Annotated in this window: 23 protein-coding genes; 4 read left to right on the top strand and 19 right to left on the bottom strand. The window is 62.0% G+C overall.

Features of this window, described 5'->3' with window-relative positions; translation table 11 throughout:
• Positions 1-59: 59 nt before the first annotated feature.
• From ntrC to dusB, 3 genes are read right to left on the bottom strand one after another with little or no spacing between them, the layout of a single operon-like run.
• The gene (gene ntrC / locus FJ958_RS03270) at positions 60-1,520 is read right to left on the bottom strand and encodes a nitrogen regulation protein NR(I) (RefSeq protein WP_140739361.1); all 1,461 of its coding nucleotides are present in this window, start codon (positions 1,518-1,520) and stop codon (positions 60-62) included.
• Positions 1,517-2,659: a nitrogen regulation protein NR(II) gene (locus tag FJ958_RS03265; RefSeq protein ID WP_140739358.1), complete on the bottom strand. Its 1,143-nt coding sequence runs from the start codon at positions 2,657-2,659 to the stop codon at positions 1,517-1,519. The genes ntrC and FJ958_RS03265 overlap by 4 nt, the downstream gene beginning before the upstream one ends.
• Positions 2,656-3,684 carry a tRNA dihydrouridine synthase DusB gene (dusB, locus tag FJ958_RS03260; RefSeq protein WP_140739355.1) on the bottom strand — a complete coding sequence of 343 codons (1,029 nt, stop codon included), beginning with the start codon at positions 3,682-3,684 and terminating at the stop codon, positions 2,656-2,658. Before dusB ends, FJ958_RS03265 begins: the two co-directional genes overlap by 4 nt.
• A 140-nt stretch (positions 3,685-3,824) precedes the next feature.
• Between dusB and FJ958_RS03255 the strand changes: the two genes are divergently transcribed.
• Positions 3,825-5,054: a bifunctional 2-C-methyl-D-erythritol 4-phosphate cytidylyltransferase/2-C-methyl-D-erythritol 2,4-cyclodiphosphate synthase gene (locus FJ958_RS03255; protein WP_140739352.1), complete on the top strand. Its 1,230-nt coding sequence runs from the start codon at positions 3,825-3,827 to the stop codon at positions 5,052-5,054.
• On the top strand, positions 5,051-5,539 hold the full coding sequence (locus FJ958_RS03250; RefSeq protein WP_140739349.1) for a CinA family protein: 489 nt from the start codon (positions 5,051-5,053) through the stop codon (positions 5,537-5,539). The genes FJ958_RS03255 and FJ958_RS03250 overlap by 4 nt, the downstream gene beginning before the upstream one ends.
• 44 nt (positions 5,540-5,583) lie before the next feature.
• On the opposite strand, the gene FJ958_RS03245 is transcribed toward FJ958_RS03250, so the two are convergent.
• The 10 genes from FJ958_RS03245 to eno form a co-directional block, all read right to left on the bottom strand.
• The gene (locus FJ958_RS03245; protein WP_140739346.1) at positions 5,584-6,042 is read right to left on the bottom strand and encodes a type II toxin-antitoxin system RatA family toxin; all 459 of its coding nucleotides are present in this window, start codon (positions 6,040-6,042) and stop codon (positions 5,584-5,586) included.
• A 115-nt stretch (positions 6,043-6,157) separates the two neighbouring features.
• Positions 6,158-7,123, bottom strand: a complete 966-nt coding sequence (gene lipA, locus FJ958_RS03240; RefSeq protein ID WP_140739343.1) for a lipoyl synthase — start codon at positions 7,121-7,123, stop codon at positions 6,158-6,160.
• A 135-nt stretch (positions 7,124-7,258) separates the two neighbouring features.
• Positions 7,259-7,516, bottom strand: coding sequence for a GlsB/YeaQ/YmgE family stress response membrane protein (locus FJ958_RS03235; protein ID WP_140698868.1), 258 nt, complete (start codon positions 7,514-7,516; stop codon positions 7,259-7,261).
• A 102-nt stretch (positions 7,517-7,618) separates the two neighbouring features.
• A complete protein-coding gene (gene lpdA / locus FJ958_RS03230) occupies positions 7,619-9,064 on the bottom strand; it encodes a dihydrolipoyl dehydrogenase (RefSeq protein WP_140606857.1) in 1,446 nt (481 codons plus the stop codon).
• 17 nt (positions 9,065-9,081) lie between these two features.
• Positions 9,082-9,717, bottom strand: a complete 636-nt coding sequence (locus FJ958_RS03225; protein ID WP_140739341.1) for an SGNH/GDSL hydrolase family protein — start codon at positions 9,715-9,717, stop codon at positions 9,082-9,084.
• Between the two features lie 167 nt (positions 9,718-9,884).
• Positions 9,885-11,255 carry a pyruvate dehydrogenase complex dihydrolipoamide acetyltransferase gene (locus FJ958_RS03220; protein WP_140739338.1) on the bottom strand — a complete coding sequence of 457 codons (1,371 nt, stop codon included), beginning with the start codon at positions 11,253-11,255 and terminating at the stop codon, positions 9,885-9,887.
• 18 nt (positions 11,256-11,273) lie between these two features.
• Positions 11,274-12,665, bottom strand: coding sequence for a pyruvate dehydrogenase complex E1 component subunit beta (locus FJ958_RS03215; protein ID WP_140739335.1), 1,392 nt, complete (start codon positions 12,663-12,665; stop codon positions 11,274-11,276).
• A gap of 12 nt (positions 12,666-12,677) precedes the next feature.
• Entirely contained in the window at positions 12,678-13,715 is a 1,038-nt protein-coding gene (pdhA, locus tag FJ958_RS03210) for a pyruvate dehydrogenase (acetyl-transferring) E1 component subunit alpha (protein ID WP_140739333.1), read from the bottom strand.
• A 194-nt stretch (positions 13,716-13,909) separates the two neighbouring features.
• Positions 13,910-14,233, bottom strand: coding sequence for a septum formation initiator family protein (locus tag FJ958_RS03205; RefSeq protein ID WP_140739330.1), 324 nt, complete (start codon positions 14,231-14,233; stop codon positions 13,910-13,912).
• Positions 14,234-14,394: 161 nt separating this feature from the next.
• Positions 14,395-15,669 carry a phosphopyruvate hydratase gene (eno, locus tag FJ958_RS03200; protein ID WP_140739327.1) on the bottom strand — a complete coding sequence of 425 codons (1,275 nt, stop codon included), beginning with the start codon at positions 15,667-15,669 and terminating at the stop codon, positions 14,395-14,397.
• Between the two features lie 199 nt (positions 15,670-15,868).
• Between eno and FJ958_RS32400 the strand changes: the two genes are divergently transcribed.
• Positions 15,869-15,991 carry a hypothetical protein gene (locus tag FJ958_RS32400; RefSeq protein WP_140739325.1) on the top strand — a complete coding sequence of 41 codons (123 nt, stop codon included), beginning with the start codon at positions 15,869-15,871 and terminating at the stop codon, positions 15,989-15,991.
• A gap of 58 nt (positions 15,992-16,049) precedes the next feature.
• Here FJ958_RS32400 and FJ958_RS03190 read toward each other — a convergent pair whose 3' ends face one another.
• The 6 genes from FJ958_RS03190 to FJ958_RS32395 form a co-directional block, all read right to left on the bottom strand.
• Complete coding sequence (locus FJ958_RS03190; protein ID WP_140697745.1) at positions 16,050-16,415, bottom strand: PRC-barrel domain-containing protein; 366 nt, start codon at positions 16,413-16,415, stop codon at positions 16,050-16,052.
• A gap of 85 nt (positions 16,416-16,500) precedes the next feature.
• Complete coding sequence (locus tag FJ958_RS03185) at positions 16,501-16,704, bottom strand: dodecin family protein (RefSeq protein WP_140611609.1); 204 nt, start codon at positions 16,702-16,704, stop codon at positions 16,501-16,503.
• 86 nt (positions 16,705-16,790) lie between these two features.
• On the bottom strand, positions 16,791-17,636 hold the full coding sequence (kdsA, locus tag FJ958_RS03180) for a 3-deoxy-8-phosphooctulonate synthase (protein ID WP_140739322.1): 846 nt from the start codon (positions 17,634-17,636) through the stop codon (positions 16,791-16,793).
• Positions 17,633-18,523: a VOC family protein gene (locus FJ958_RS03175; RefSeq protein ID WP_140739320.1), complete on the bottom strand. Its 891-nt coding sequence runs from the start codon at positions 18,521-18,523 to the stop codon at positions 17,633-17,635. The genes kdsA and FJ958_RS03175 overlap by 4 nt, the downstream gene beginning before the upstream one ends.
• Before the next feature lie 160 nt (positions 18,524-18,683).
• Positions 18,684-18,974: a Dabb family protein gene (locus FJ958_RS03170; protein ID WP_140739317.1), complete on the bottom strand. Its 291-nt coding sequence runs from the start codon at positions 18,972-18,974 to the stop codon at positions 18,684-18,686.
• Between the two features lie 170 nt (positions 18,975-19,144).
• Entirely contained in the window at positions 19,145-19,279 is a 135-nt protein-coding gene (locus FJ958_RS32395; protein ID WP_281406641.1) for a hypothetical protein, read from the bottom strand.
• Positions 19,280-19,701: 422 nt separating this feature from the next.
• On the opposite strand from FJ958_RS32395, the gene FJ958_RS03165 reads away from it, so the two are divergent.
• Positions 19,702-20,958, top strand: coding sequence for a cyclopropane-fatty-acyl-phospholipid synthase family protein (locus FJ958_RS03165; protein ID WP_140739314.1), 1,257 nt, complete (start codon positions 19,702-19,704; stop codon positions 20,956-20,958).
• The last annotated feature ends 97 nt before the right edge of the window (positions 20,959-21,055 follow it).

Raw genomic sequence — 21,055 nt, 5'->3', positions numbered from 1 at the left:
TGACAGCGACGGAAATCTTTCGCCGCTTAGTCCCCCGAAAAGAGGCGATGTCGCAGCGCTCAGCCGGGCCGCGATGATTTGTAGACGTTGACGCCCAGCTCGCGAATCTTCTTGCGCAGCGTATTGCGGTTCAGCCCCAGCAGTTCCGCGGCCTTGATCTGGTTGCCCCGGGTTGCCGTCATCGAGGCCAGCACCAGCGGATATTCGACCTCGGACAGGATGCGCTGGTAGAGGCCAGCGGGTGGCAATTCGCTGGCGAACGAGGCGAAATAGCGCTGCAGGAAGTGCTCCACCGCCTGGCCGATCGACAGGTCGTCGGGAATGAGGTTGCCGCCGCCGGGCACCACGGGGCGCTCGCCGGTCTTCAGCTCCGCCTCGATGATTTCGGCGGAGATCTCATCCTGCGAATAGAGCGCGGCGAGCCGGCGAACGAGATTTTCCAGTTCGCGCACATTGCCCGGCCATGGATAGCGCTTCATCAGCTCGATGCCGCCGGACGAGATGCGCTTGGTCTGCAGCCCTTCCGTCTCGCCAAGTTTGAAAAAATGGCGCACGAGATCGGGCACGTCTTCGGAACGTTCGCGCAACGCCGGCAACCTGAGTGGCACGACGTTGAGGCGATAGAACAGATCCTCGCGAAACAGCCCTTGGTTGATCAGCGTGCGCAGATCCTTGTTCGTGGCCGCCACGATACGCACATCGGTCTTGATCGGTGTACGGCCGCCAACCGTCGTGTACTCGCCCTGTTGCAGCACGCGCAATAGGCGCGTCTGCGCCTCCATCGGCATGTCGCCGATCTCGTCGAGGAACAGCGTGCCGCCCTCGGCCTGCTCGAACCGGCCGGTGGAGCGGTTCTGAGCACCGGTGAAAGCGCCCTTCTCGTGCCCAAACAGCTCCGATTCGATGAGATCGCGCGGGATTGCCGCCATGTTGATGGCAACGAACGGGCCGCCACGACGGCGGCCATATTCATGCAACGCGCGCGCCACCAGTTCCTTGCCGGTGCCGGATTCGCCCGAGATCATCACCGTCAGGTCGGTCTGCATCATGCGCGCCAGCATGCGGTAGATATCCTGCATGGCCGCCGAGCGGCCGACCAGCGGCATCGTTTCGGGCTGCTCTTCCGGCCGCGCATCGATCTTCGGCCGCCGCGGCTCCGACAGCGCCCGGTTGACGATGGTGAGGAGCTCGGTCAGATCGAAAGGTTTTGGCAGATATTCGTAGGCGCCGGTTTCGGAGGCGCGGATCGCCGTCATGAAGGTGTTTTGCGCACTCATGATGATAACGGGCAGTTCCGGCCGCGCTTTCTTGATGCGCGGCAGCATGTCGAAGGCGTTCTCGTCCGGCATCACCACGTCGGTGATGACGAGGTCGCCCTCGCCAGCCGCCACCCAACGCCACAATGTCGAGGCATTGGAGGTGACGCGCACCTCGTGGCCGACGCGGGAGAGCGCCTGATTGAGCACCGTGCGGATCGCCGCGTCGTCGTCGGCGACGAGAATATTGCCGCGTGCGCTCATTTGCGGTCTCCTTCAGCGTCTTGATCGACGCCATGCGCCGTTTCCTTCCAGGCCGGCATCAGGACGCGGAAGGTCGTCGCGCGCGGGGTCGAATCGCATTCGATGATGCCGCCATGCTCGCCGACGATCTTGGCGACGAGCGCCAGCCCCAGCCCCGAGCCGTTCGGCTTGGTGGTGATGAAGGGATCGAACAGGATCGGCAGGATATCCTCCGAGACGCCGGAGCCGTTGTCGCGCACGCAGAACTCCAGCGGCAGCGACACGCGGTCCTGTGTGCCTGGAACGGAAACGCGAATACCTGGCCTGAAGGCGGTCGACAGTACGATCTCGCCCTGTGGGTCGCTGCCGATCGCCTCGGCGGCATTCTTGATCAGGTTGAGGAACACCTGGATGAGTTGGTCACGGTTGGCGAATACCGGAGGCAATGATGGATCATAGTCCTCCAGAATCTTGATTTTCTTTGCAAAACCATTCTTGGCGATCGCCTTCACATGGTCGAGCACGACATGGATGTTGACAGGGTAGCGGTCGATCGGCCGCTCGTCGGAAAATACCTCCATGCGATCGACCAGCGACACGATGCGGTCCGTCTCGTCGGTGATCAGCCGGGTCAGCGCGCGGTCCTCGTCGGAAGCGGACAGTTCCAGCAACTGGGCGGCGCCTCGGATGCCGGAGAGCGGGTTCTTGATTTCGTGCGCCAGCATCGCCGCCAGGCCGGTCACCGAACGCGCGGCACCGCGATGCGTCATCTGCCGGTCGATTTTGTCGGCCATCGACCGTTCCTGAAACATCACCACGACGGAGCCCGGGAATTCCGGCACCGGCGCGGCGTAGAGATCGACCACCTTCTCGATGCCGAGGCGCGGCGACGACACGTCGACCCGGTACTCGTTGACTGGAGCCCGCCGCTCGCGCACCTGGTCGACCAGCGTCAGCAATGGGCTGCCGAAGGGAATGAGCTTGGACAGGGTATTGCGCGCCAGCATGGTCGCGCTCGAGCGAAAGAAATCCTCGGCATCGGCGTTGGCGAAGGTGATGAATCCTTCCTCGCTGATCATGATCACCGGGCGACGGATGGTGTTGAGGACGATCTGAGCGGCATTCGTCCTATCAGCTCCCTGGGCAGCGGTGGCGTTCATGCGGCGCTCCGCAGCTTCAAGGGTTGCGGATCGCGCGAAAACACATCGCGCAGCAGGGCGATGACGCGGGCCGGTTCGATCGCGGTCAGGATCGCTTTGCGGCTGTCGTCGGCGACGCCACCAGCATGGCGATCGAGATACCAGCCCAGATGCTTGCGCGCCTGGCGCAAGCCGCTTTCGACACCATAAAGCGCCAGCATGTCCTCGTAGTGCGCGACGACATAGTCCGCCAATGCCGCCGGATTCAGCGGCAGGTTGGTCGCCTTTTCGCCTGCGGCCGCGATTGCGATGCCACCGGCAATCCAGGGCGCGCCATAATGCGCTCGGCCGACCATCACCGCATCGGCGCCGGATTGCTCTAGAATGGCGACGGCCTCGGCCGGGGAGCAGACATCGCCATTGGCGACCACCGGAATGGATACGGCCTCTTTGACGCGAGCGATCGCGCGCCAGTCGGCCTTGCCCTGATAGAACTGGCAGCGCGTGCGGCCGTGCACCGTTACCATCTTGACACCAGCCTGTTCGGCGCGTCGCGCAAGCGTGGGCGCGTTGAGGGCATCTTCGTCCCAGCCCAGCCGCATCTTGACCGTCACCGCCGCCTTGACCGCTCCGACCACGGCTTCGATCAGCGACAGCGCATGGTCGAGGTCGAGCATCAGCGCCGAGCCGGCATAGCCGCCAGTAACCTTCTTGGCTGGGCAGCCCATGTTGATATCGATGATGTCGGCGCCCTCACCGGCAGCTATACGCGCGCCTTCGGCCATGTGGATCGCCTCGCGGCCGGCAAGCTGCACCATGTGGACCGGCAAGCCTGAATGTCGTATGCGCAGGTCGAAACCCGCCCGGCCCTTGGCGAGCTCGCCGCTGGCCACCATTTCGGACACGACAAGACCCGCGCCATGCGCATGGGCACGGCGCCTGAAGGGCTCATCCGTAATTCCCGACATCGGCGCGAGGAAAACGCGATTGCGGATACTCACGCCGCCGATATCGAGAGGTGCGGCCAGTTTGGTCATATTAACCATGCACAAAAACCAAGCATGTCCATTCGCTGCACATTCACTAGCCAGAACCGCCACGATATGCAACGCGGAATGATTCCGCGTTAAGGCGCAATTGGGAAAATGCTGGCCTTCGGCCTTGGCCACGACTAGGACCAATCGGCATGACGGACGCAAGTGAAAATCACGTTTCGGAGGCGGATGGCGAAGTCGGGGTGGTGATCGTCGCCGCCGGCCGCGGGGCGCGTGCCGGGCAGACCAATGGACCCAAGCAATACCAAAGCATCGGCGGGCGCGCCGTCATTGCGCACACGCTGGAGATGTTCCTGGCTCACCCCCGAACGGGCCGGATCGTCGTCGCCATCCATGCCGACGATCATGAGCTGTTCCGGCAAGCGGCCGGCGCCGCCGCCGGGCGGGTCACAGCCGTCATGGGCGGCCCGACAAGGCAGGAGTCCGTCCGGCTCGGGTTGCTTGCGCTGAAGGAGCACGCGCCAAGCCAGGTTCTGATTCACGACGCCGTCCGGCCGTTCGTCGACGCGGAATTGATCGACCGCACCATCGCCGCCATCACCGAACACGAAGGGGCGTTGCCCGCCCTACCCGTCGCCGAGACGCTCAAGCGAGAATCAACCTCCGGCGTGGTCGCGGAGACTGTTTCCCGCAGCGGGCTGCACGCTGCGCAAACGCCGCAAGGTTTCCCCTACGGGCCAATCCTTGCCGCGCACAACAAGGCCCATCTGCTGGGCAGACTGGATTTTACCGACGACGCGGCCATCGCCGAATGGGCGCATATTCCAGTCAAGCTCGTTCCCGGCTCGCCGGACAATGTCAAACTCACATGGGCACGGGACATCGCCATGGCGCATCAGAGGCTTTCCAACGTGCCTATACACTTTCCCGACATCCGCACCGGTAACGGCTACGACGTCCATGCCTTCGAAGCCGGCGACCACGTCACCCTGTGCGGCGTCGCCATTCCGCATGAGAAGAAGCTATCGGGCCATTCTGATGCCGATGTCGGGTTGCACGCCCTGACCGATGCGCTGCTGGCGACATGCGGCGCCGGCGACATCGGCACGCATTTCCCGCCGTCCGACCCGCAATGGAAAGGTGCCGCGTCCCGGATATTCGTCGAACACGCGGCGAGACTGGTGCGCGAGCGCGGCGGGCGCATCGCCAATGCCGATATCACGCTGATCTGCGAGGCGCCGCGCGTGGGCCCGCACCGCCAGGCGATGACATCAGCCCTTTCACGGATGTTGGGCATTTCCGCCGACCGCATCTCGATCAAGGCGACAACCAACGAGAAGCTCGGCTTCATCGGCCGCGAAGAGGGCATCGCGGCGATCGCCACGGCCAGCGTGGTGTTTCCCGGCGAGGTGCCGGAATGAGCAATAGCGAGCTGGCAATCGCCTTGTTCGAGGCCTGCCGGAAGCGCGGCATCATGGTGGCGACGGCGGAAAGCTGCACCGGCGGCATGATCATCGCCGCGCTGACCGACATCGCCGGCTCCTCCGCGGTGGTCGACCGGGGCTTCATCACCTATTCCAATGAAGCCAAGATGGACATGCTTGGTGTTGGCGCCGCCACACTCGACGCGCATGGCGCGGTATCGCGCGAGACAGCGGTCGAAATGGCAGCCGGCGCGCTTGCCCGATCGCGCGCCAGGCTAACCCTGGCAGTCACCGGCATCGCCGGGCCTGGAGGTGGTTCAATAGAAAAGCCCGTCGGCCTCGTGTGGTTCGGCGTCGGCCTGAACGGCAAGATCGTCACTGCAGAACGGATGCTTTTTGCCGACAAGGGCCGCGATTTCATTCGCCGCGAAACGGTCAGGCACGCACTGGAACTTGGGCTGAAAGCTCTTGGCCGGCATTAAAGCGCCACGGCGCGCTTGGTGTTGTGCATGTTGGGCGACCTGCATCAGGCTGAGGGCGTGACACCATAGATGACGTCGGCGCGCTTTTCGAACGCCTCGGCGAACATGCGGAAGGCACGGTCGAACATGGTGCCCATTAGCGCGCCCAGAATGCGGCTCTTGAATTCATAATCGATGAAGAAACGGACGACGCACCCGTCGCCCTCGGGCTCGAAACGCCAGACATTGCTCAGATATTTGAACGGACCGTCAATGTACTTCACGTCGATGGCGTTCTCGTCGGGCTTCAGCAGCACCTGCGTGGTGAAGGTCTCACGGATCGCCTTGTAGCCGATGCTCATGTCGGCGACGAGGATGGTGCGCCCGTCACGCTCCTTGCGAGAGCGCACCGTCAGCGCTTCGCAGAGCGGCAGGAATTGTGGATAGGCCTCGATGTCGGCGACCAGCGCGAACATCTGCTGCGGCGTATGGGCGACGCGGCGGGTGGCTTCGAATTTCGGCATGAAACCGGCTCTAGAGCACTTCGCGTCGAAACGGCTTCATGCGACGCGCTTTAGATTCGTTGTTTTCATGCATGTCGTTCTTCCAAAATCGGGGTCACTTTTGGGCGACATGCATTTAGAGCGATTTCTCGAGCTGGGCTTCGCGCGCCGCGCGCAGCTTGGCGAAATCATCGCCAGCGTGGTGCGATGAACGCGTCAGCGGGCTCGATGCCATCAGCAGAAAACCCTTGGTCCGGCCGATCGTCTCAAAGGACTTGAACTCCTCCGGCGTGACGAAGCGGATCACCGGATGGTGCTTCTTCGACGGCTGCAGATACTGACCGATCGTCATGAAGTCGACATTGGCCGAACGCAGATCGTCCATCAGCTGCAGGATTTCGTTCCGCTCCTCGCCCAGGCCGACCATGATGCCGGACTTGGTGAAGATCGACGGATCGAGTTCCTTGACCCGCTGCAACAGCCTGATCGAGTGGAAATAGCGGGCGCCCGGCCTGACCTTCAGATAGTTCGACGGCACGGTTTCCAGATTGTGATTGAAAACGTCGGGCCTGGCCGCCACGACGATCTCCAGCGCGCCATCCTTGCGCAGGAAATCGGGCGTCAGGATTTCAATCGTGGTCGATGGCGTTGCGACGCGGATGGCCCGAATAACATCGGCGAAGTGCTGCGCGCCGCCATCGGCGAGGTCGTCGCGGTCGACCGAGGTGATGACGACGTGGCTAAGACCCATCTGCTTGACGGCATGCGCGACGCGGGCCGGCTCATCAGGGTCGAGCGCGGTCGGAATGCCGGTGGCGACGTTGCAGAAGGCGCAGGCGCGCGTGCAGATCTCGCCCATGATCATGAAGGTGGCGTGCTTCTTTTCCCAGCACTCGCCAATATTCGGGCAACCGGCCTCTTCGCAAACGGTCACCAGCTTGTGGGATTTCACGATCTCCCGCGTCTCGGCATAGCCCTTGGAGACCGGCGCCTTGACGCGGATCCAGTCGGGCTTGCGCAACACCTCCTGGTCGGGCTTGTGCGCCTTCTCGGGATGCCGCAGCCGCGGCGCGTTGGCGATCGTATCGAGGACGGTGACCATCTTAACCCTGGTTTTCTTCGCGACCGCCGCCGGCGATCGTCACTTGCACGTCATCTAGGACTTTTCAACACAAAGAAAAAGGCTGCGGCGGCACATGCCGCCACAACCGTTTTTGCATAGCGGAGATGGTATCGACTAGCGGCGCACCAGGCGCCCTACCCAGATCAGCAGGCAGGCGCCGATGAAGCCTGTGATCAGATAGGCGGTCCAGCCGACCCCGAAGACGCCGATGTTCAGGGCCTGCAGGATCGCGTTCAGCACGATTGCGCCCACGATGCCGAGAACAATGTTCATGAAGATGCCGGTGTTGCTCTTCATGACCATTTCGGCGAGCCACCCCGCCAAGCCTCCGATGATGATCGCTGCTATCCAGCCGACGCCATTCAAGTGCATATGCCCTCTCCTTGTGTGATGGGTGAAAATGCATCCGGAAACGAACTACTTTGCCAGCGAGCTCCTGCGGCCTGCGCATCTGAGTCTCATGCAGGCAATTTATCATGCGTTCAGCGCGCGGCCATAGGCATCGAGCACGCTTTCCTTCATCATCTCCGACAGCGTCGGATGCGGGAAGATAGTGTGCATCAGTTCTTCCTCGGTCGTTTCGAGGTTCATCGCCACGACAAAACCCTGGATCAGTTCGGTCACTTCGGCGCCAACCATATGCGCGCCGAGCAACTGACCCGTCTTCTTGTCGAAGATGGTCTTGATGAAGCCCTGGTCCTCGCCGAGCGCGATCGCCTTGCCGTTGGCGGCGAACTGGAAACGGCCGACGCGGATATCCTTGCCTTCGGCCTTGGCCCTGGCTTCCGTGAGACCAACGGAGGCGACCTGCGGATTGCAGTAGGTGCAGCCGGGAATCTTGAGCTTGTCAATGGCATGCACGCCGGGAAAGTTGGCGATCTTCTCGACGCACACCACGCCTTCATGCTCGGCCTTGTGGGCCAGCATCGGCGGGCCGGCGACATCGCCGATGGCGTAGATGCCGGGTACGTTCGTCTTGCCGTAACCGTCGACAACGACGCAGCCGCGATCCGTCTTCACGCCAAGCGCTTCAAGGCCGAGATTCTCGATGTTGCCCTGCACGCCGACGGCCGAGATCATGCGGTCGGCGGTGATCTTCTCGACCTTGCCATCCTTCATCTCGACATGCGCGGTGACTGAATTCGCGCCCTTCTCGACCTTGGTTACCTTGGCTTCGAGGATGATCTTCATGCCTTGTTTCTCGAACTGCTTTTGCGCGAATTTCGATACTTCGGCGTCCTCCACCGGCACTACCGCTGGCAGCAATTCGACCACCGTCACCTCGGCGCCCATGGTGCGATAGAAGGAGGCGAATTCGATGCCGATGGCGCCCGAACCCATGACCAGCAGCGACTTCGGCATCTCCTTCGGCACCATGGCCTCGAAGTAGGTCCAGATCAGCTTACCGTCCGGCTCGATGCCGGGCAGCGCGCGCGGCCTGGCGCCGGTCGCCAGGATGATATGCTTGGCGCTGTAGGTGCCCTCACCCTTGACGCCCTTCGGCACCGGCGGCTGCGGTTCCATCGGCTTCTTGGCCGTCTTGGACACGACGATCTCGCCCGGCTTGGAAAGTTTGGCCTCACCCCAGATGACGTCGACCTTGTTCTTCTTCATCAGGAAGGCAACGCCGCCATTGAGCCGCAGCGACACCTTGCGGGACCGATCGACCACGGCCGCCGTGTCGGCGCTCACCTTGCCGTCGAGCTTCAACCCATAATCCTTCAGGTGATCCGAATAGTGCATGATCTCGGCCGAGCGCAGCAGCGCCTTGGTCGGAATGCAGCCCCAGTTGAGACAGATGCCGCCGAGATGCTCGCGCTCGACGATCGCCGTCTTGAAGCCAAGCTGGGCGGAACGCACCGCCGCGACATAACCGCCGGGACCAGAGCCGATGATGATGACGTCGTAGTTCTCAGCCACGGATTTTTCTCCTTCAATCACAATTCCAGCATCACGCGCACGACCGGCGTCAGCGCCTTGCCGATGTTCCGTGTGTTTTCGGCGTCGAGATGGACGCCATCGAGCGGCGTGGTTTGCGCCACGGTGGCTGCATCGAAGAAGCCGCAACCGACCTCGTCGGCCAGCGCCTCATACTGCGATGCCAGATACTTCGAAGCGTCATCGCCGCCGGCATACATTTGCTTGAAGTCGGCATTTTCGGTGCGACAGACAACAGGAGGCGAGACGACCAGTATCTGCGGCGCTTCCCAGTCGAACGGGTAATCGTGGCCGCGCACGATGTCGATCAGCCGCCGCATGCCTTGCTTGGCCGCGACCGGATTGCCATGGATCCACGGCTTCATGTCGTTGGCACCGAGCAGGATGATGATCAGGTCGATAGGCGCATGCGTGGTCAGAGCCGTCGGCAGCAGCCTGGCGCCGTTGCGATCGGCACCAGCCAGATGATCATCAAAGGCCGTGGTGCGGCCATTGAGGCCGTCGGCGATGACCTGAACGCCTCCGCCAAGGCCAGCCTGCAGCACGCTTGGCCAGCGATCCTCAAACGCGTGACGGCCGCCCTCGGCATTGTAGCCCCAGGTCAGCGAGTCACCGTAGCAAAGCACCGTCTTCATCCGTTCAACCCACCCTTCCACCAGTCAAGCCGCGCTTCACACGCCAGCTTACAAACTGGCGTCGGTGATTGGCGGCCAGCTTCCCGCGCGAGAAGGCCGCCGGCGAATCCGGAGAGGATGAAGGCGAAAAGGCTGGTGAAGAATTTCCGCACCGCCTTCTCCTTTACCTAGACCAGCATGCCCATCGGGTTTTCGATCAGCCGCTTGAAGGCGACGAGCAGTTCCGCGCCGAGCGCTCCGTCGACGGCGCGATGGTCGGTCGACAGCGTCACCGACATCACGGTGGCGATTTTGATCTCGCCATTCCTGACCACCGCCCGCTCCTCGCCGGCACCCACCGCCAGGATCGTCGCATGCGGCGGGTTGATGACGGCGGCGAAGTCCTTGATGCCGAACATGCCGAGGTTGGACACCGCCGTGGTGCCGCCCTGATACTCTTCCGGCTTCAGCTTGCGGCTGCGCGCCCGGCTGGCCAGATCCTTCATCTCGTTGGAGATGGTCGACAGCGTCTTTTCGTCGGCCTTGCGGATGATCGGCGTGATCAGGCCGCCGGGGATCGAGACGGCGACGCCGACATCGGCATGCCTGTGCTTGACCATGGCGCTTTCGGTCCAGGAGGCGTTGGCATCCGGCACCGCCTTCAGCGCCATGGCTATGGCCTTGATCACCATGTCGTTGACGGAGAGCTTGTAAGCCGGGGCTTCACCCTTGTCGGTCTTCTTCATCGGCGCTGCCGCATTGAGCTGCGAGCGCAGCGCCAGAAGCGCGTCAAGCTCGCAATCGAGCGTCAGGTAGAAATGCGGAATGGTGGTCTTGGCCTCGACCAAGCGCCGCGCGATGGTCTTGCGCATATTGTCGTGCGGGACGAGATCGTAGGAGCCTTCCTCGAACAGCTTCAGCACCTGATCGTCCGACATCGCTTTCACTGCCGGAGCAGCGGCTGAAGCGGCAGGCGCGCCAGCCGGAGCCTTGGCCGCGGGCGCCGTCTTGGCACCACCGGCAATCGCGGCATCGACGTCAGCCTTCACCACACGGCCATGCGGGCCGGTGCCGGTGACGGCCGAGACATCGACGCCAGCCTCCTTGGCGATACGGCGGGCAAGCGGCGATGCAAAGGTGCGCTCGCCGGCCGCATGACCATTGCCGGCCGGAGCCGCCTTTGGTGGGGTAACGGCAGGTTCAGACTTCGGGGCCTCGGCCTTTGGTGCGTCTGCCTTGGGAGAATCCGCCTTCGCTGCTTCGGCTTTCACTGGCGCGGTACCATCCCCGCTCTTGGCGGCAGCGCTTGCATCCTCGCCCTCGGCGGCGAGCACCGCGATCAGCGCGTTGACCTTGACGCCCTCGGTGCCGGCGGGGACGACAAGCTTTGCAACCGTCCCCTCATCGACGGCTTCGACTTCCATCGTTGCCTTGTCGGTCTCGATCTCCGCAATGACATCGCCGGGCGAAACCTTGTCGCCCTCCTTGACCAGCCATTTCGAAAGATTGCCCTCTTCCATCGTGGGCGAGAGCGCCGGCATGGTGATGTTGATTGGCATTTTGTCCTCCCGCCCGGTTCAGCGATATGCGACGGCTTTGACGGCCTCGATGACCTCGCCGACATTCGGCAACGCCAGCTTCTCAAGGTTCGCCGCATAGGGCATCGGCACATCCTTCCCGGCGACTGTGATCACGGGCGCGTCCAGGAAATCAAAGGCGCGCTGCGACACCTGGTTGGCGATATGGTCGCCGACGGAGTTCTGCGGGAAGCCTTCTTCCACCACGACCAGCCGGTTGGTCTTCTTGACCGAGGCGATGACAGTGTCGAGATCGAGCGGACGGATGGTGCGCAAGTCGATGATCTCGGCGTCGATGCCCATGCCGCGCAGTTCAGCTTCCGCCTTGACCGCATAGGTCATGCCGATGCCGAACGAGACGATGGTGACATCCTTGCCTGATTTGTGGATGCGCGCCTTGCCGATCGGCAGGACGAAGTCATCCAGCTTCGGCACGTCGAAGGAGTGGCCGTAGAGGATTTCATTCTCGAGGAAAATGACCGGGTTCGGGTCGCGGATCGCGGCCTTCAGCAACCCCTTGGCGTCGGCAGCGGTGTAAGGCATCACCACTTTCAGGCCCGGTATGTGGCTGTACCAGGCGGCGTAGCACTGCGAATGCTGGGCGGCGACGCGGGCAGCCGCGCCGTTCGGCCCGCGGAATACGATCGGCGCCCCCATCTGGCCGCCCGACATATAGAGCGTCTTGGCGGCCGAGTTGATGATCTGGTCGATCGCCTGCATGGCGAAGTTGAACGTCATGAACTCGACGATCGGCTTCAGCCCGGCCATCGCCGCTCCGACGCCAACACCGGCAAAGCCGTGCTCGGTGATCGGCGTGTCGACGACGCGCCGGGGTCCGAATTCCTGCAGCAACCCTTGTGTGATCTTGTAGGCGCCCTGGTATTCGGCGACCTCCTCGCCCATGACGAAGACGTCGCCGTCGCGGCGCATTTCCTCGGCCATGGCGTCGCGCAGCGCTTCGCGCACCGTGGTCGAGACCATCTCGGTGCCGGCTGGAATATCCGGATCGGCGGCGACTTCAGTCCTGGGCGCCGCAGCGACAGGGGCCGCGGCCTCACTCTTGGCGGCAACCGGCGCGGGCGCGGCTGCTTCAGCCCTGGCTGGCTCTTCTTCTTCACCGATGCCTTCGCCAGCCTTGTCGACGTCTTCGCCATCAACCGCAAGCACGGCGATCACGGCGTTGACCTTGACGCCTTCGGTGCCGGCAGGAACCACGATCTTGGCAAGCGTGCCTTCGTCGACGGCTTCGACTTCCATCGTCGCCTTGTCGGTCTCGATCTCGGCGATGACGTCGCCGGCGACGACCTTGTCGCCCTCGTTCTTCAACCACTTGGAAAGATTGCCCTCTTCCATGGTCGGCGAGAGAGCGGGCATGAGAATTTCGATCGGCATGTCCTGGCCCCCTTACAATACGATATCGGTCCAGAGCTCGGACGGATCCGGCTCCGCATCGTTCTGGGCAAATTCGGCGGCGTCGGCGACGATGTCGCGAACCTCCTTGTCGATGGTCTTCAACTCGTCCTCGGTCGCCCACTTCTTCTCGATCAGCCGCGCCTTGACCTGCTCGATCGGGTCATGCTCGGAGCGCATCTTCTGCACTTCTTCCTTCGAGCGATACTTCGCCGGGTCGGACATGGAGTGGCCGCGATAGCGATAGGTCTGCATTTCGAGGATCAGCGGGCCGTTGCCGGCACGGCACCATTCGGCGGCGAGATCGCCGGCGGCCTTGACGGCGCGCACATCCATGCCGTCGACCTGGATGCCAGGAATCTTGAAGGAAGCGCCGCGATGCGAAAAATCCGTCTCGGCTGAAGAGCGCGAGACCGAGGTACCCATGGCGTAGCGGTTGTTCTCGATGATGTAGATCACCGGCAGCTTCCACAGCGAGGCCATGTTGAAACTCTCATAGACCTGGCCCTGGTTGGCGGCACCGTCGCCGAAATAGGTCAACGACACGTTCTTGTTGTCGCGGTAGCGATTGGCGAAGGCGAGACCGGTGCCGAGCGAGACCTGCGCCCCGACAATGCCGTGGCCGCCATAGAAATGCTTGTCCTTGGAGAACATGTGCATGGAGCCGCCCTTGCCTTTCGACAAGCCGCCGCGGCGTCCAGTCAACTCGGCCATGACGCCACGCGGCGACAACTCCATAGCCAGCATATGGCCGTGATCGCGATAGGCGGTGATCATCTGATCGCCCTCGATCAGCGCCATCTTCATCCCGGTGACGACAGCTTCCTGGCCGATATAGAGATGACAGAAGCCACCGATGAAGCCCATGCCGTAGAGCTGGCCGGCCTTTTCCTCAAAGCGGCGGATGAGCAGCATGTGCCGGTAAGCGGCAAGCTCTTCGTCCTTGGTGAATTCAACCGGCTTGGGCGCTGAAAGCCCCGATTTGCCGTCGGATTTCGATCTGGCAGGCGCTTTTTTGGCTGCGGTGGCCATGCATCACTCCCTGTTGGCGTCTCTTTGCGGACATCAGGGCAGGATGAAATCCGCCCCCGGGAAGATCAGCTCTTCCCACCGATTTATGCAAGGCTAACACGTGAGAAGGCGTTCCGCCATGTCGAAATTGCATAGCTGGCATGCAGCTAAGCGACTAAAATCATTGAAAATATTGTGGATTAACTGAAATTCAGTTACTTTGCCGAGACCGGCAACATGATGGTGATTTCATCAGCCTGGGACAGATTGAGCGCCTTGCGCGCCTGCTCGTCAAGCATGTCCTTCTCCAGGGTGCCGTCATGCATGAGCCGAACGCGCCGTTCGAGTTCCATCCGGCGCGCCTTGATGGCGTCGAGCTGGGCTTGCAGCGCAACTGTTTGCGCTTCCAGCTGATATTTCGAGTTGATGCCGAATTCACCGTGATAGGCATGAAAGCCGAAATAGGCCAGGAACACCACACAAAGCGAGGGGATGATGAGCCGGCCGGTATTTCTCTGCTTGTGCTGACGCGTCCACATCGCCCGTTCCCTCGCGGCCGCGAACTCAAGCGGCTCGCGATCTTTCTCGCCCGATTGTGCTTAACGGACGGTTACGGATGCCCGGCCAGCGACACTGAAATGAAAAAGGGCGGGAATGACCCCGCCCTTGACATCCGCTGTTCGAACTCGCTTGCCGCGGCTCAGCCCTTAATGACCGACTTGCCGGCATAACGCGCCTGCTTGCCGAGCTCTTCCTCGATTCGGATAAGCTGGTTGTACTTGGCCATCCGGTCGGAGCGCGACAGCGAACCCGTCTTGATCTGTCCGCAATTGGTGGCGACGGCGAGATCGGCGATCGTCGAATCCTCGGTCTCGCCGGAGCGGTGTGACATGACGGCGGTGTAGCCGGCCTTGTGCGCGGTTTCGACGGCGTCGAGCGTTTCGGTCAACGAGCCGATCTGGTTGACCTTGACCAGGATCGAATTGGCGACGCCCATGCGGATGCCGTCGCGCAAGCGCGCCGTATTGGTCACGAACAGGTCGTCGCCGACCAGTTGTGTCTTGTTGCCGATCATGTCGGTCAGGTATTTCCAGCCTTCCCAGTCATCTTCGGCCAGGCCGTCCTCGATCGAGATGATCGGATAGTCAGCGGCGAGCTTGGCGAGGTACTTGGCTTGCGCCTTTGGATCACGCGTCTTCTTCTCACCCTCATAGACGTAGTTGCCGTCCTTGAAGAACTCGGTCGCTGCGCAATCGAGGCCGAGCGCGATCTCCTCGCCCGGCTTGAAGCCGGCCTTCTCGATCGATTCCATGATGAAATCGAGCGCCACCGGCGCACTCTTCAGGTTTGGGGCAAAGCCGCCCTCGTCGCCGACATTGGTGTTGTGGCCGGCATCCTTCAGCTTCTTCCTCAGCGTGTGGAAGACCTCCGAGCCCCAGCGCACGCCTTCGCGCAAAGTGGGTGCGCCAACCGGCAGGATCATGAACTCCTGGAAGTCGATCGGATTGTCGGCATGCGCGCCGCCATTGATGATGTTCATCATCGGCACCGGCAGGATGTGCGCCTTGGTGCCGCCGACATAGCGGTAGAGCGGCAGCCCTGCCGCATCGGCCGCGGCCTTGGCAACGGCCAGCGAAACACCGAGGATCGCGTTGGCGCCGAGCCGGCTCTTGTTGGGCGTGCCGTCGAGTTCGATCATGGTCTGGTCGATATGGATCTGGTTTTCGGCTTCCATGCCGCCGATCGCCTCGAACAGCTCGCCATTGACCGCCTCCACGGCCTTGAGCACGCCCCTGCCGAGATAACGGGCGCCGCCATCGCGAAGCTCGACGGCTTCGTGAGCGCCGGTCGAGGCGCCCGACGGCACCGCGGCGCGGCCCATCGAACCGTCTTCGAGCACGACATCGACCTCGACGGTCGGGTTTCCACGGCTGTCCAGGATTTCACGCCCGACAATATCGATGATGGCGGTCATTGCGATGTCCCCGATTGATCTGACGAAAGGTCGCGCCCGTCTTAGCCAAAGCGACGCAAAAGGCAATCGGGCCATGGCCAAATAGTGCCGCCCGTCGGATTCACGAAGCGCAAATTTCTGTCATCATAAGTCATGCCATCAGACGCGCATTCCGGGCTATGGCTGTTGTCGCGCGGGGCGAAACAGGAGGAGTTTCGCCATGTCTGAGTTGAGCGGTATTGTCAGTCTGTTTCTGATCGCGGCTGCATTCCTGACGTCGTGCGACAATCAGCAGTCACAGCCGAAGGCCGGTGCTTTGCCGGCCTTGCACATCAGCGAATAGGCGTTGCGTTGAAACAAGAAAGGGCTCCGTCGAAACGGAGCCCTTTCTATATGTGCGGTCAATGCCAATAGGGCGCGACCTTGTAATACTCATAGGATGCGTCGCGTGCACGTTCCCCATCAGCGCCGGCGAGCTCATTGATCGAATAGGCAGGCGCCGCCTTCAGCTGCTCCTTGGAGAAGGGCACCACATAGCCGCCCATGTCCTCGTCGTAGTCGAGACTCGCCCAGGGGATCGCGTGATACTTCTCGCTAATGCCGAGAAAGCCGCCGAACCCGATCACCGCGAACATGATGCCATTCGACGTCTTGTCGAGCATGATGTCCTCGATACTGCCGATGCTCTTGCCCTCGGTATTGTAAACCGATGTGCCGATGACTCGTGAAGCCGCGATGGCTTCGGTATGGCCTGTCTGGGTCGTCATTATCATGCTCCTCGTTGTCGTTGATTTCTGCTTGACAATGAGGGGCGAGAGCGAAAGTTCCCGACTTTTTTCGGCTGTGGCCCGGTCACTCCGCCAGGATGAAAGTCACCTTCATATTGACGCGATAGGCTGAAATGTTGCCGCCCGCGACGACGATCTTTTGATCCTGAATCCAGGCACCTTCGACGTTCTTCAGGGTTTTCGAGGCGCGGGCGATTCCCTTCTCGATGGCGTCTTGAAAACTCTTCTTCGACGATGAGGTGATTTCGGTGACACGGGCGACGGACATGGCTTTCCTCCTGCCAGGACGCTCATTTGCCGGCCAAGCGTACAACCGGCCCCTCTCAACCACAAGCACCGCCGGGAAGCGCCGGCTCAGCGGCCCTTCGCCACCCGATCGAATGCGATCAGTCTTTCCAGAAGCGCCGGCATGTCCTTGAGCGGCACCATGTTCGGCCCATCGGAAGAGGTCGAATTGTCGGGATCCTGGTGGGTCTCGATGAAGACACCGGCAACGCCGACGGCGACGGCCGCGCGGGCCAGCGTCTCGACGAAGCGGCGCTCTCCGCCAGACGATCCGCCCTGCCCGCCCGGCTGCTGGACCGAATGCGTGGCGTCGAAGATCACCGGAGCGCCGATCTCGGCCATGATCGGCAAAGCGCGCATGTCCGACACCAGCGTGTTATAGCCAAAGGACGCGCCGCGTTCAGTGGTCAAGACATTGGGGTTGCCGGAACCGGTGATCTTGCCGACCACGTTCTTCATGTCCCAGGGCGCAAGGAACTGCCCCTTCTTCACATTGATCACCTTGCCCGTCCTGGCGGCGGCGACCAGCATGTCGGTCTGACGCGACAGGAAAGCCGGTATCTGCAGCACATCGACATGCGGCGCGACGATCGCGCACTGCTCCTCGGTGTGGACATCGGTCAGCACCGGAAGCGAAAATTCCTTGCGCAGCTCGTCGAAGACGGGAAGTGCGGCATCGATGCCGGCGCCGCGCGTCGCCGAAAGCGACGTGCGGTTGGCCTTGTCGTAGCTGGTCTTGTAGACGAGGCCGATGCCGAGCCTGCCGGTCAGTTCCTTCAGCGCGCCGGCCATGTCGAAGGCATGCTGGCGCGATTCGAACTGGCAGGGGCCGGCGATCAGCGCCAGGGCTGCCTTGTTGTCGAACACGACATCGCCGACGGTTACCGACGAATTGGGCGCCAGGGGGTTGCTCATTGGATCTCCCGGAAAACGAAAGCGGCGCCCTGCCCGGACGCCGGCTGCACGACAATGTCAGTGTCCGCTATATCGTGCTGGATGGCACCGGCTGCAAGCAGCCTCGACGTGGCATCCGCGCTGCGGACGGCAAAGACGACCGCGGCAAAGCGAAGCTTTGTGGGTGAACCGGCCGAAACACCAAAGCGCGCGGTGAAGGACGCGGGATCGAGTACGCTCAGGGTTGCATTAGGCAAGTGATACGTGCTGCCCTGCCCACTGGCGGCAGGACTCCCCACCGCCACGGAAATCAGCCGATTCTGTTCGGCGGGTTGGTCGCTGATCGCCACCACTTCCACAATGCCAATGGCACCATTGGCGTGGGCCTGCAAAGCGCTGCGGTCCACATCAGGCGCATTGATCCGCTGGCAGGCGAAAAGAAAAGCGTCCGTTTGGCCTTGGGCCGCGGTAAAGGCCAGCTTGAACGATGCGGTATCGCTTCGGCCCGCCGTGTCGATAAAAGCGCGCGAAAAGCTCAGCGTGTCCCCCGCTGACAGTCCGGCCTCGACATAGCGCGTATGATCGGCATCGGCACTGTCGGTACGCAGAACCACAGCGGAAAATCCCTCATCGCCGCGGCTGTCGCGATAGAGGCGGTCGCGCGCGACGAAGACATTGCCCGCGGCAACCGCGTCAATCGCTGCCATTTCACTGCCAATCGCCAGCGGCTCCAGATAGGTGCCGTCGGCCAGGAAAACGCAGCAGTTTTCCGTGCCAAAGGGATGGATACCGTTCGGAGCGACGACGAAGCCAAGTGAACCGAGCCGGGCTCGCGCCACATCGAGGCTCTGCGTCGGCAGCACCAGATGATCGAGCGGATGAATGCCGGCTGCTGTTGTTGGGGTCATGCAGGCGCGATGTGCATCATTCCGCAAAACGGTTCAAGACGTGATTGCAGTCCCCGCCGTGGCGGCGCCAGACATAGCCTCTCCTCTGCCGCCCCTGGGGATTGACCTCCAGGATGCCCCATGAGCGCCGCAAACGGCATCTGTCGAGGCACGCGCTCGATCAGCCGCCGGCCACGACATCAGCGGAATAGCGCAGTTCGCGCAATGGTTTCACCTTGCTGGTGGTGTGCGCATAGAGCGGGTGCGCCTTGTAGGCGGCGAGCGCTGCGTCGTCGGCGAACTCGGCATAGACGACGACGTCAACTTCATCCGACAACGGATCGACCTTGGTGTTCAAAGTGACCTCGAAGAGACTGGAATGCGGAATATTGCCGAGGGCCAACAGCCCGGTGCGCACTGTCTCCACATCTTCCTTGCGCCTCGCGCTGAAGAAAACGATATGCCGGATCAACCCCGCCTCCTCGATCTGAATGCCGGGGTCTTTTGTGACGGCGGTCTCTCCGCGTCAACCGTTCGTGGCGCCACGCGTCCTTGCGACGCGCCCCGGACAGGCGGAGAACATCATCTCACGGCGACGGACACCTCGGGTGAAGCACCTGGCTGCTATCCTTGGAGGGAATACTAGGCCTTGCCGGTGACGTAGCGCGCCACATGGGAAATCTCCCTGACCGTGATGTGGAGATACCGGCCTTGATTGTAGAGACCGTCCCAGATCAGGAAAAACGCGATTGCCGCAATGACGATTACGTAACGCATGGCTAAAGCTATCGCACAGGCACCGCGGCAGACATAGACTTTTTTGATCTATCCAATCGCCGACGGCACGAATCCTGCACTCCAAATACGCTGCGGACAGGAGCCGTTCAGCACGCCCTGACGGTGTCTGCAGCCTGGCGGCAACAAGTCGATGCAAGGCGATCAGATGCCAGGCGCCGCCACGTGGCACAGCCCAGCTCGCGGCCTGCCTCTTGAAGTTCCCCTTCCTGACGTGGAAGATTATCGCGGGAATTCACTGGAAGCGCTGAAGCTCTGGTCTAAAAGGGCATGCGCTTTTGTTTGGGCCCGCAGGTGACCGATCCGGTGAGCTGCCGGGATCAGGCAACAGCGTTCGAACCTGGCGAATGAACTGCGAGAGACGGAGCCGGCGACCGTCAACAGGCGCCGCGAAGGGGTGGGACATGGCTCACAAGAAACATTCTGGCACGGGGCCGGACGAAGCGGTCAAGCTCGACGAGTTTAATTTCGCCGAGATCGTCAAGGGCCTGCCGGCCAAGGCACGGATGGTGCTGTCTGCCGCGATGAATCTGCCGCGCGGTTCGCTGAAGGTCAGGATGCCGGACGGCCGTGCCGTTCTTGTCGAAGGCAAGGCGCCAGGCCCCGATGCCGAGCTGGTGCTCAAGAACTGGCGCCTGCCGGGCCGGGCCTTTTCCGGCGGCACGATTGGCGTTGCCGAATCCTACATGGACGGCGACTGGGAAAGCCCTGACGTGACCAGTTTCCTGGAATTGTTCGTGGTCAATTCCGCCCTCGGCGAGAAGGTTGCCGGCGGGGCGAACTGGCTGATCAACACGGTTCATCGCATTCGCCACTGGTTCAACGACAACACACGTTCGGGCTCGAAGCGCAATATCTCGGCGCACTACGATCTCGGCAACGCCTTCTACAAGCAATGGCTCGACCCGAGCATGACCTATTCTTCGGCGCTTTACGCGAACGGCGCCAACGATTTGGAAAGCGCCCAGGCAGCCAAATATCGGGAGCTGGCAAGGGATACAGGTATCGGCAGGAAAGATCATGTGCTGGAGATCGGCTGCGGATGGGGCGGCTTTGCCGAATTCGCGGCACGCGAGATCGGCTGCCGCGTAACCGGGCTGACGATCAGCCATGAGCAGCACGACTTCGCCAAGGCGCGCATTGCCAAGGCCGGGCTTGCCGACAGGGTCGACATCAAATTGCAGGATTACCGCGACGAAACGGGCACTTACGACCGCATCGCATCGATCGAAATGTTCGAGGCGGTCGGTGAGAAATATTGGCCCGTGTTCTTCTCCAAGATGAAGGCCTGCCTGAAACCAGGCGGCACTGCGGGCCTGCAGATCATCACCATCAACGAAGCCGCCTACGACACCTACCGTGCCAGGCCGGATTTCATCCAGCGCTACGTATTTCCAGGCGGCATGCTGCCGACGCCGTCGATCCTGAAGGCGCTCGGCAAGGATCATGGCCTTGCGCATCTGCGCGAACGCGTGTTTCCCGACGACTATGCGCGCACGCTCGCCGAATGGCGGCATCGCTTCCGGGCGTCATGGGAAAAGATCGTGCCGCTCGGCTTCGACGATCGCTTCAAGAAGCTCTGGGAATTCTACCTACATTATTGCGAAGCCGGTTTTCGCGCCAGCTACATCGATGTGCGCCAGGTGGTCTACAAGGCGTAGGTCCGCGCTCGTCGCCAATGGCTGCAGACAACCGTGCTGCCGGGGAACAGGGCCCGCATCCCTGCCGCGATGCGGTCTTATTTATGGGGTCCGTGTC

The organism is Mesorhizobium sp. B2-3-5, assembly GCF_006442395.1.
Lineage (GTDB): Bacteria > Pseudomonadota > Alphaproteobacteria > Rhizobiales > Rhizobiaceae > Mesorhizobium.
Note: the sequence above shows the minus strand (reverse complement) of the source record. Positions and strands in the feature narration are given on the sequence as shown.

Excerpts from the sequence above, each read along its gene's own strand:
- FJ958_RS03265 (WP_140739358.1), bottom strand. The coding sequence starts at position 2,659 with ATGAACGCCACCGCTGCCCAGGGAGCTGATAGGACGAATGCCGCTCAG.
- FJ958_RS03205 (WP_140739330.1), bottom strand. The coding sequence starts at position 14,233 with ATGTGGACGCGTCAGCACAAGCAGAGAAATACCGGCCGGCTCATCATC.
- FJ958_RS03175 (WP_140739320.1), bottom strand. The coding sequence starts at position 18,523 with ATGACCCCAACAACAGCAGCCGGCATTCATCCGCTCGATCATCTGGTG.
- pdhA (WP_140739333.1), bottom strand. The coding sequence starts at position 13,715 with ATGGCCACCGCAGCCAAAAAAGCGCCTGCCAGATCGAAATCCGACGGC.
- lipA (WP_140739343.1), bottom strand. The coding sequence starts at position 7,123 with ATGGTCACCGTCCTCGATACGATCGCCAACGCGCCGCGGCTGCGGCAT.
- eno (WP_140739327.1), bottom strand. The coding sequence starts at position 15,669 with ATGACCGCCATCATCGATATTGTCGGGCGTGAAATCCTGGACAGCCGT.
- FJ958_RS03225 (WP_140739341.1), bottom strand. The coding sequence starts at position 9,717 with ATGAAGACGGTGCTTTGCTACGGTGACTCGCTGACCTGGGGCTACAAT.
- FJ958_RS03215 (WP_140739335.1), bottom strand. The coding sequence starts at position 12,665 with ATGCCGATCGAAATTCTCATGCCCGCTCTCTCGCCGACCATGGAAGAG.
- FJ958_RS03165 (WP_140739314.1), top strand. The coding sequence starts at position 19,702 with ATGGCTCACAAGAAACATTCTGGCACGGGGCCGGACGAAGCGGTCAAG.
- FJ958_RS03245 (WP_140739346.1), bottom strand. The coding sequence starts at position 6,042 with ATGCCGAAATTCGAAGCCACCCGCCGCGTCGCCCATACGCCGCAGCAG.
- FJ958_RS32395 (WP_281406641.1), bottom strand. The coding sequence starts at position 19,279 with ATGCGTTACGTAATCGTCATTGCGGCAATCGCGTTTTTCCTGATCTGG.
- FJ958_RS32400 (WP_140739325.1), top strand. The coding sequence starts at position 15,869 with ATGTCTGAGTTGAGCGGTATTGTCAGTCTGTTTCTGATCGCGGCTGCA.
- FJ958_RS03250 (WP_140739349.1), top strand. The coding sequence starts at position 5,051 with ATGAGCAATAGCGAGCTGGCAATCGCCTTGTTCGAGGCCTGCCGGAAG.
- FJ958_RS03190 (WP_140697745.1), bottom strand. The coding sequence starts at position 16,415 with ATGACGACCCAGACAGGCCATACCGAAGCCATCGCGGCTTCACGAGTC.
- ntrC (WP_140739361.1), bottom strand. The coding sequence starts at position 1,520 with ATGAGCGCACGCGGCAATATTCTCGTCGCCGACGACGACGCGGCGATC.
- kdsA (WP_140739322.1), bottom strand. The coding sequence starts at position 17,636 with ATGAGCAACCCCCTGGCGCCCAATTCGTCGGTAACCGTCGGCGATGTC.
- FJ958_RS03220 (WP_140739338.1), bottom strand. The coding sequence starts at position 11,255 with ATGCCAATCAACATCACCATGCCGGCGCTCTCGCCCACGATGGAAGAG.
- FJ958_RS03255 (WP_140739352.1), top strand. The coding sequence starts at position 3,825 with ATGACGGACGCAAGTGAAAATCACGTTTCGGAGGCGGATGGCGAAGTC.
- FJ958_RS03235 (WP_140698868.1), bottom strand. The coding sequence starts at position 7,516 with ATGCACTTGAATGGCGTCGGCTGGATAGCAGCGATCATCATCGGAGGC.
- dusB (WP_140739355.1), bottom strand. The coding sequence starts at position 3,684 with ATGGTTAATATGACCAAACTGGCCGCACCTCTCGATATCGGCGGCGTG.
- FJ958_RS03185 (WP_140611609.1), bottom strand. The coding sequence starts at position 16,704 with ATGTCCGTCGCCCGTGTCACCGAAATCACCTCATCGTCGAAGAAGAGT.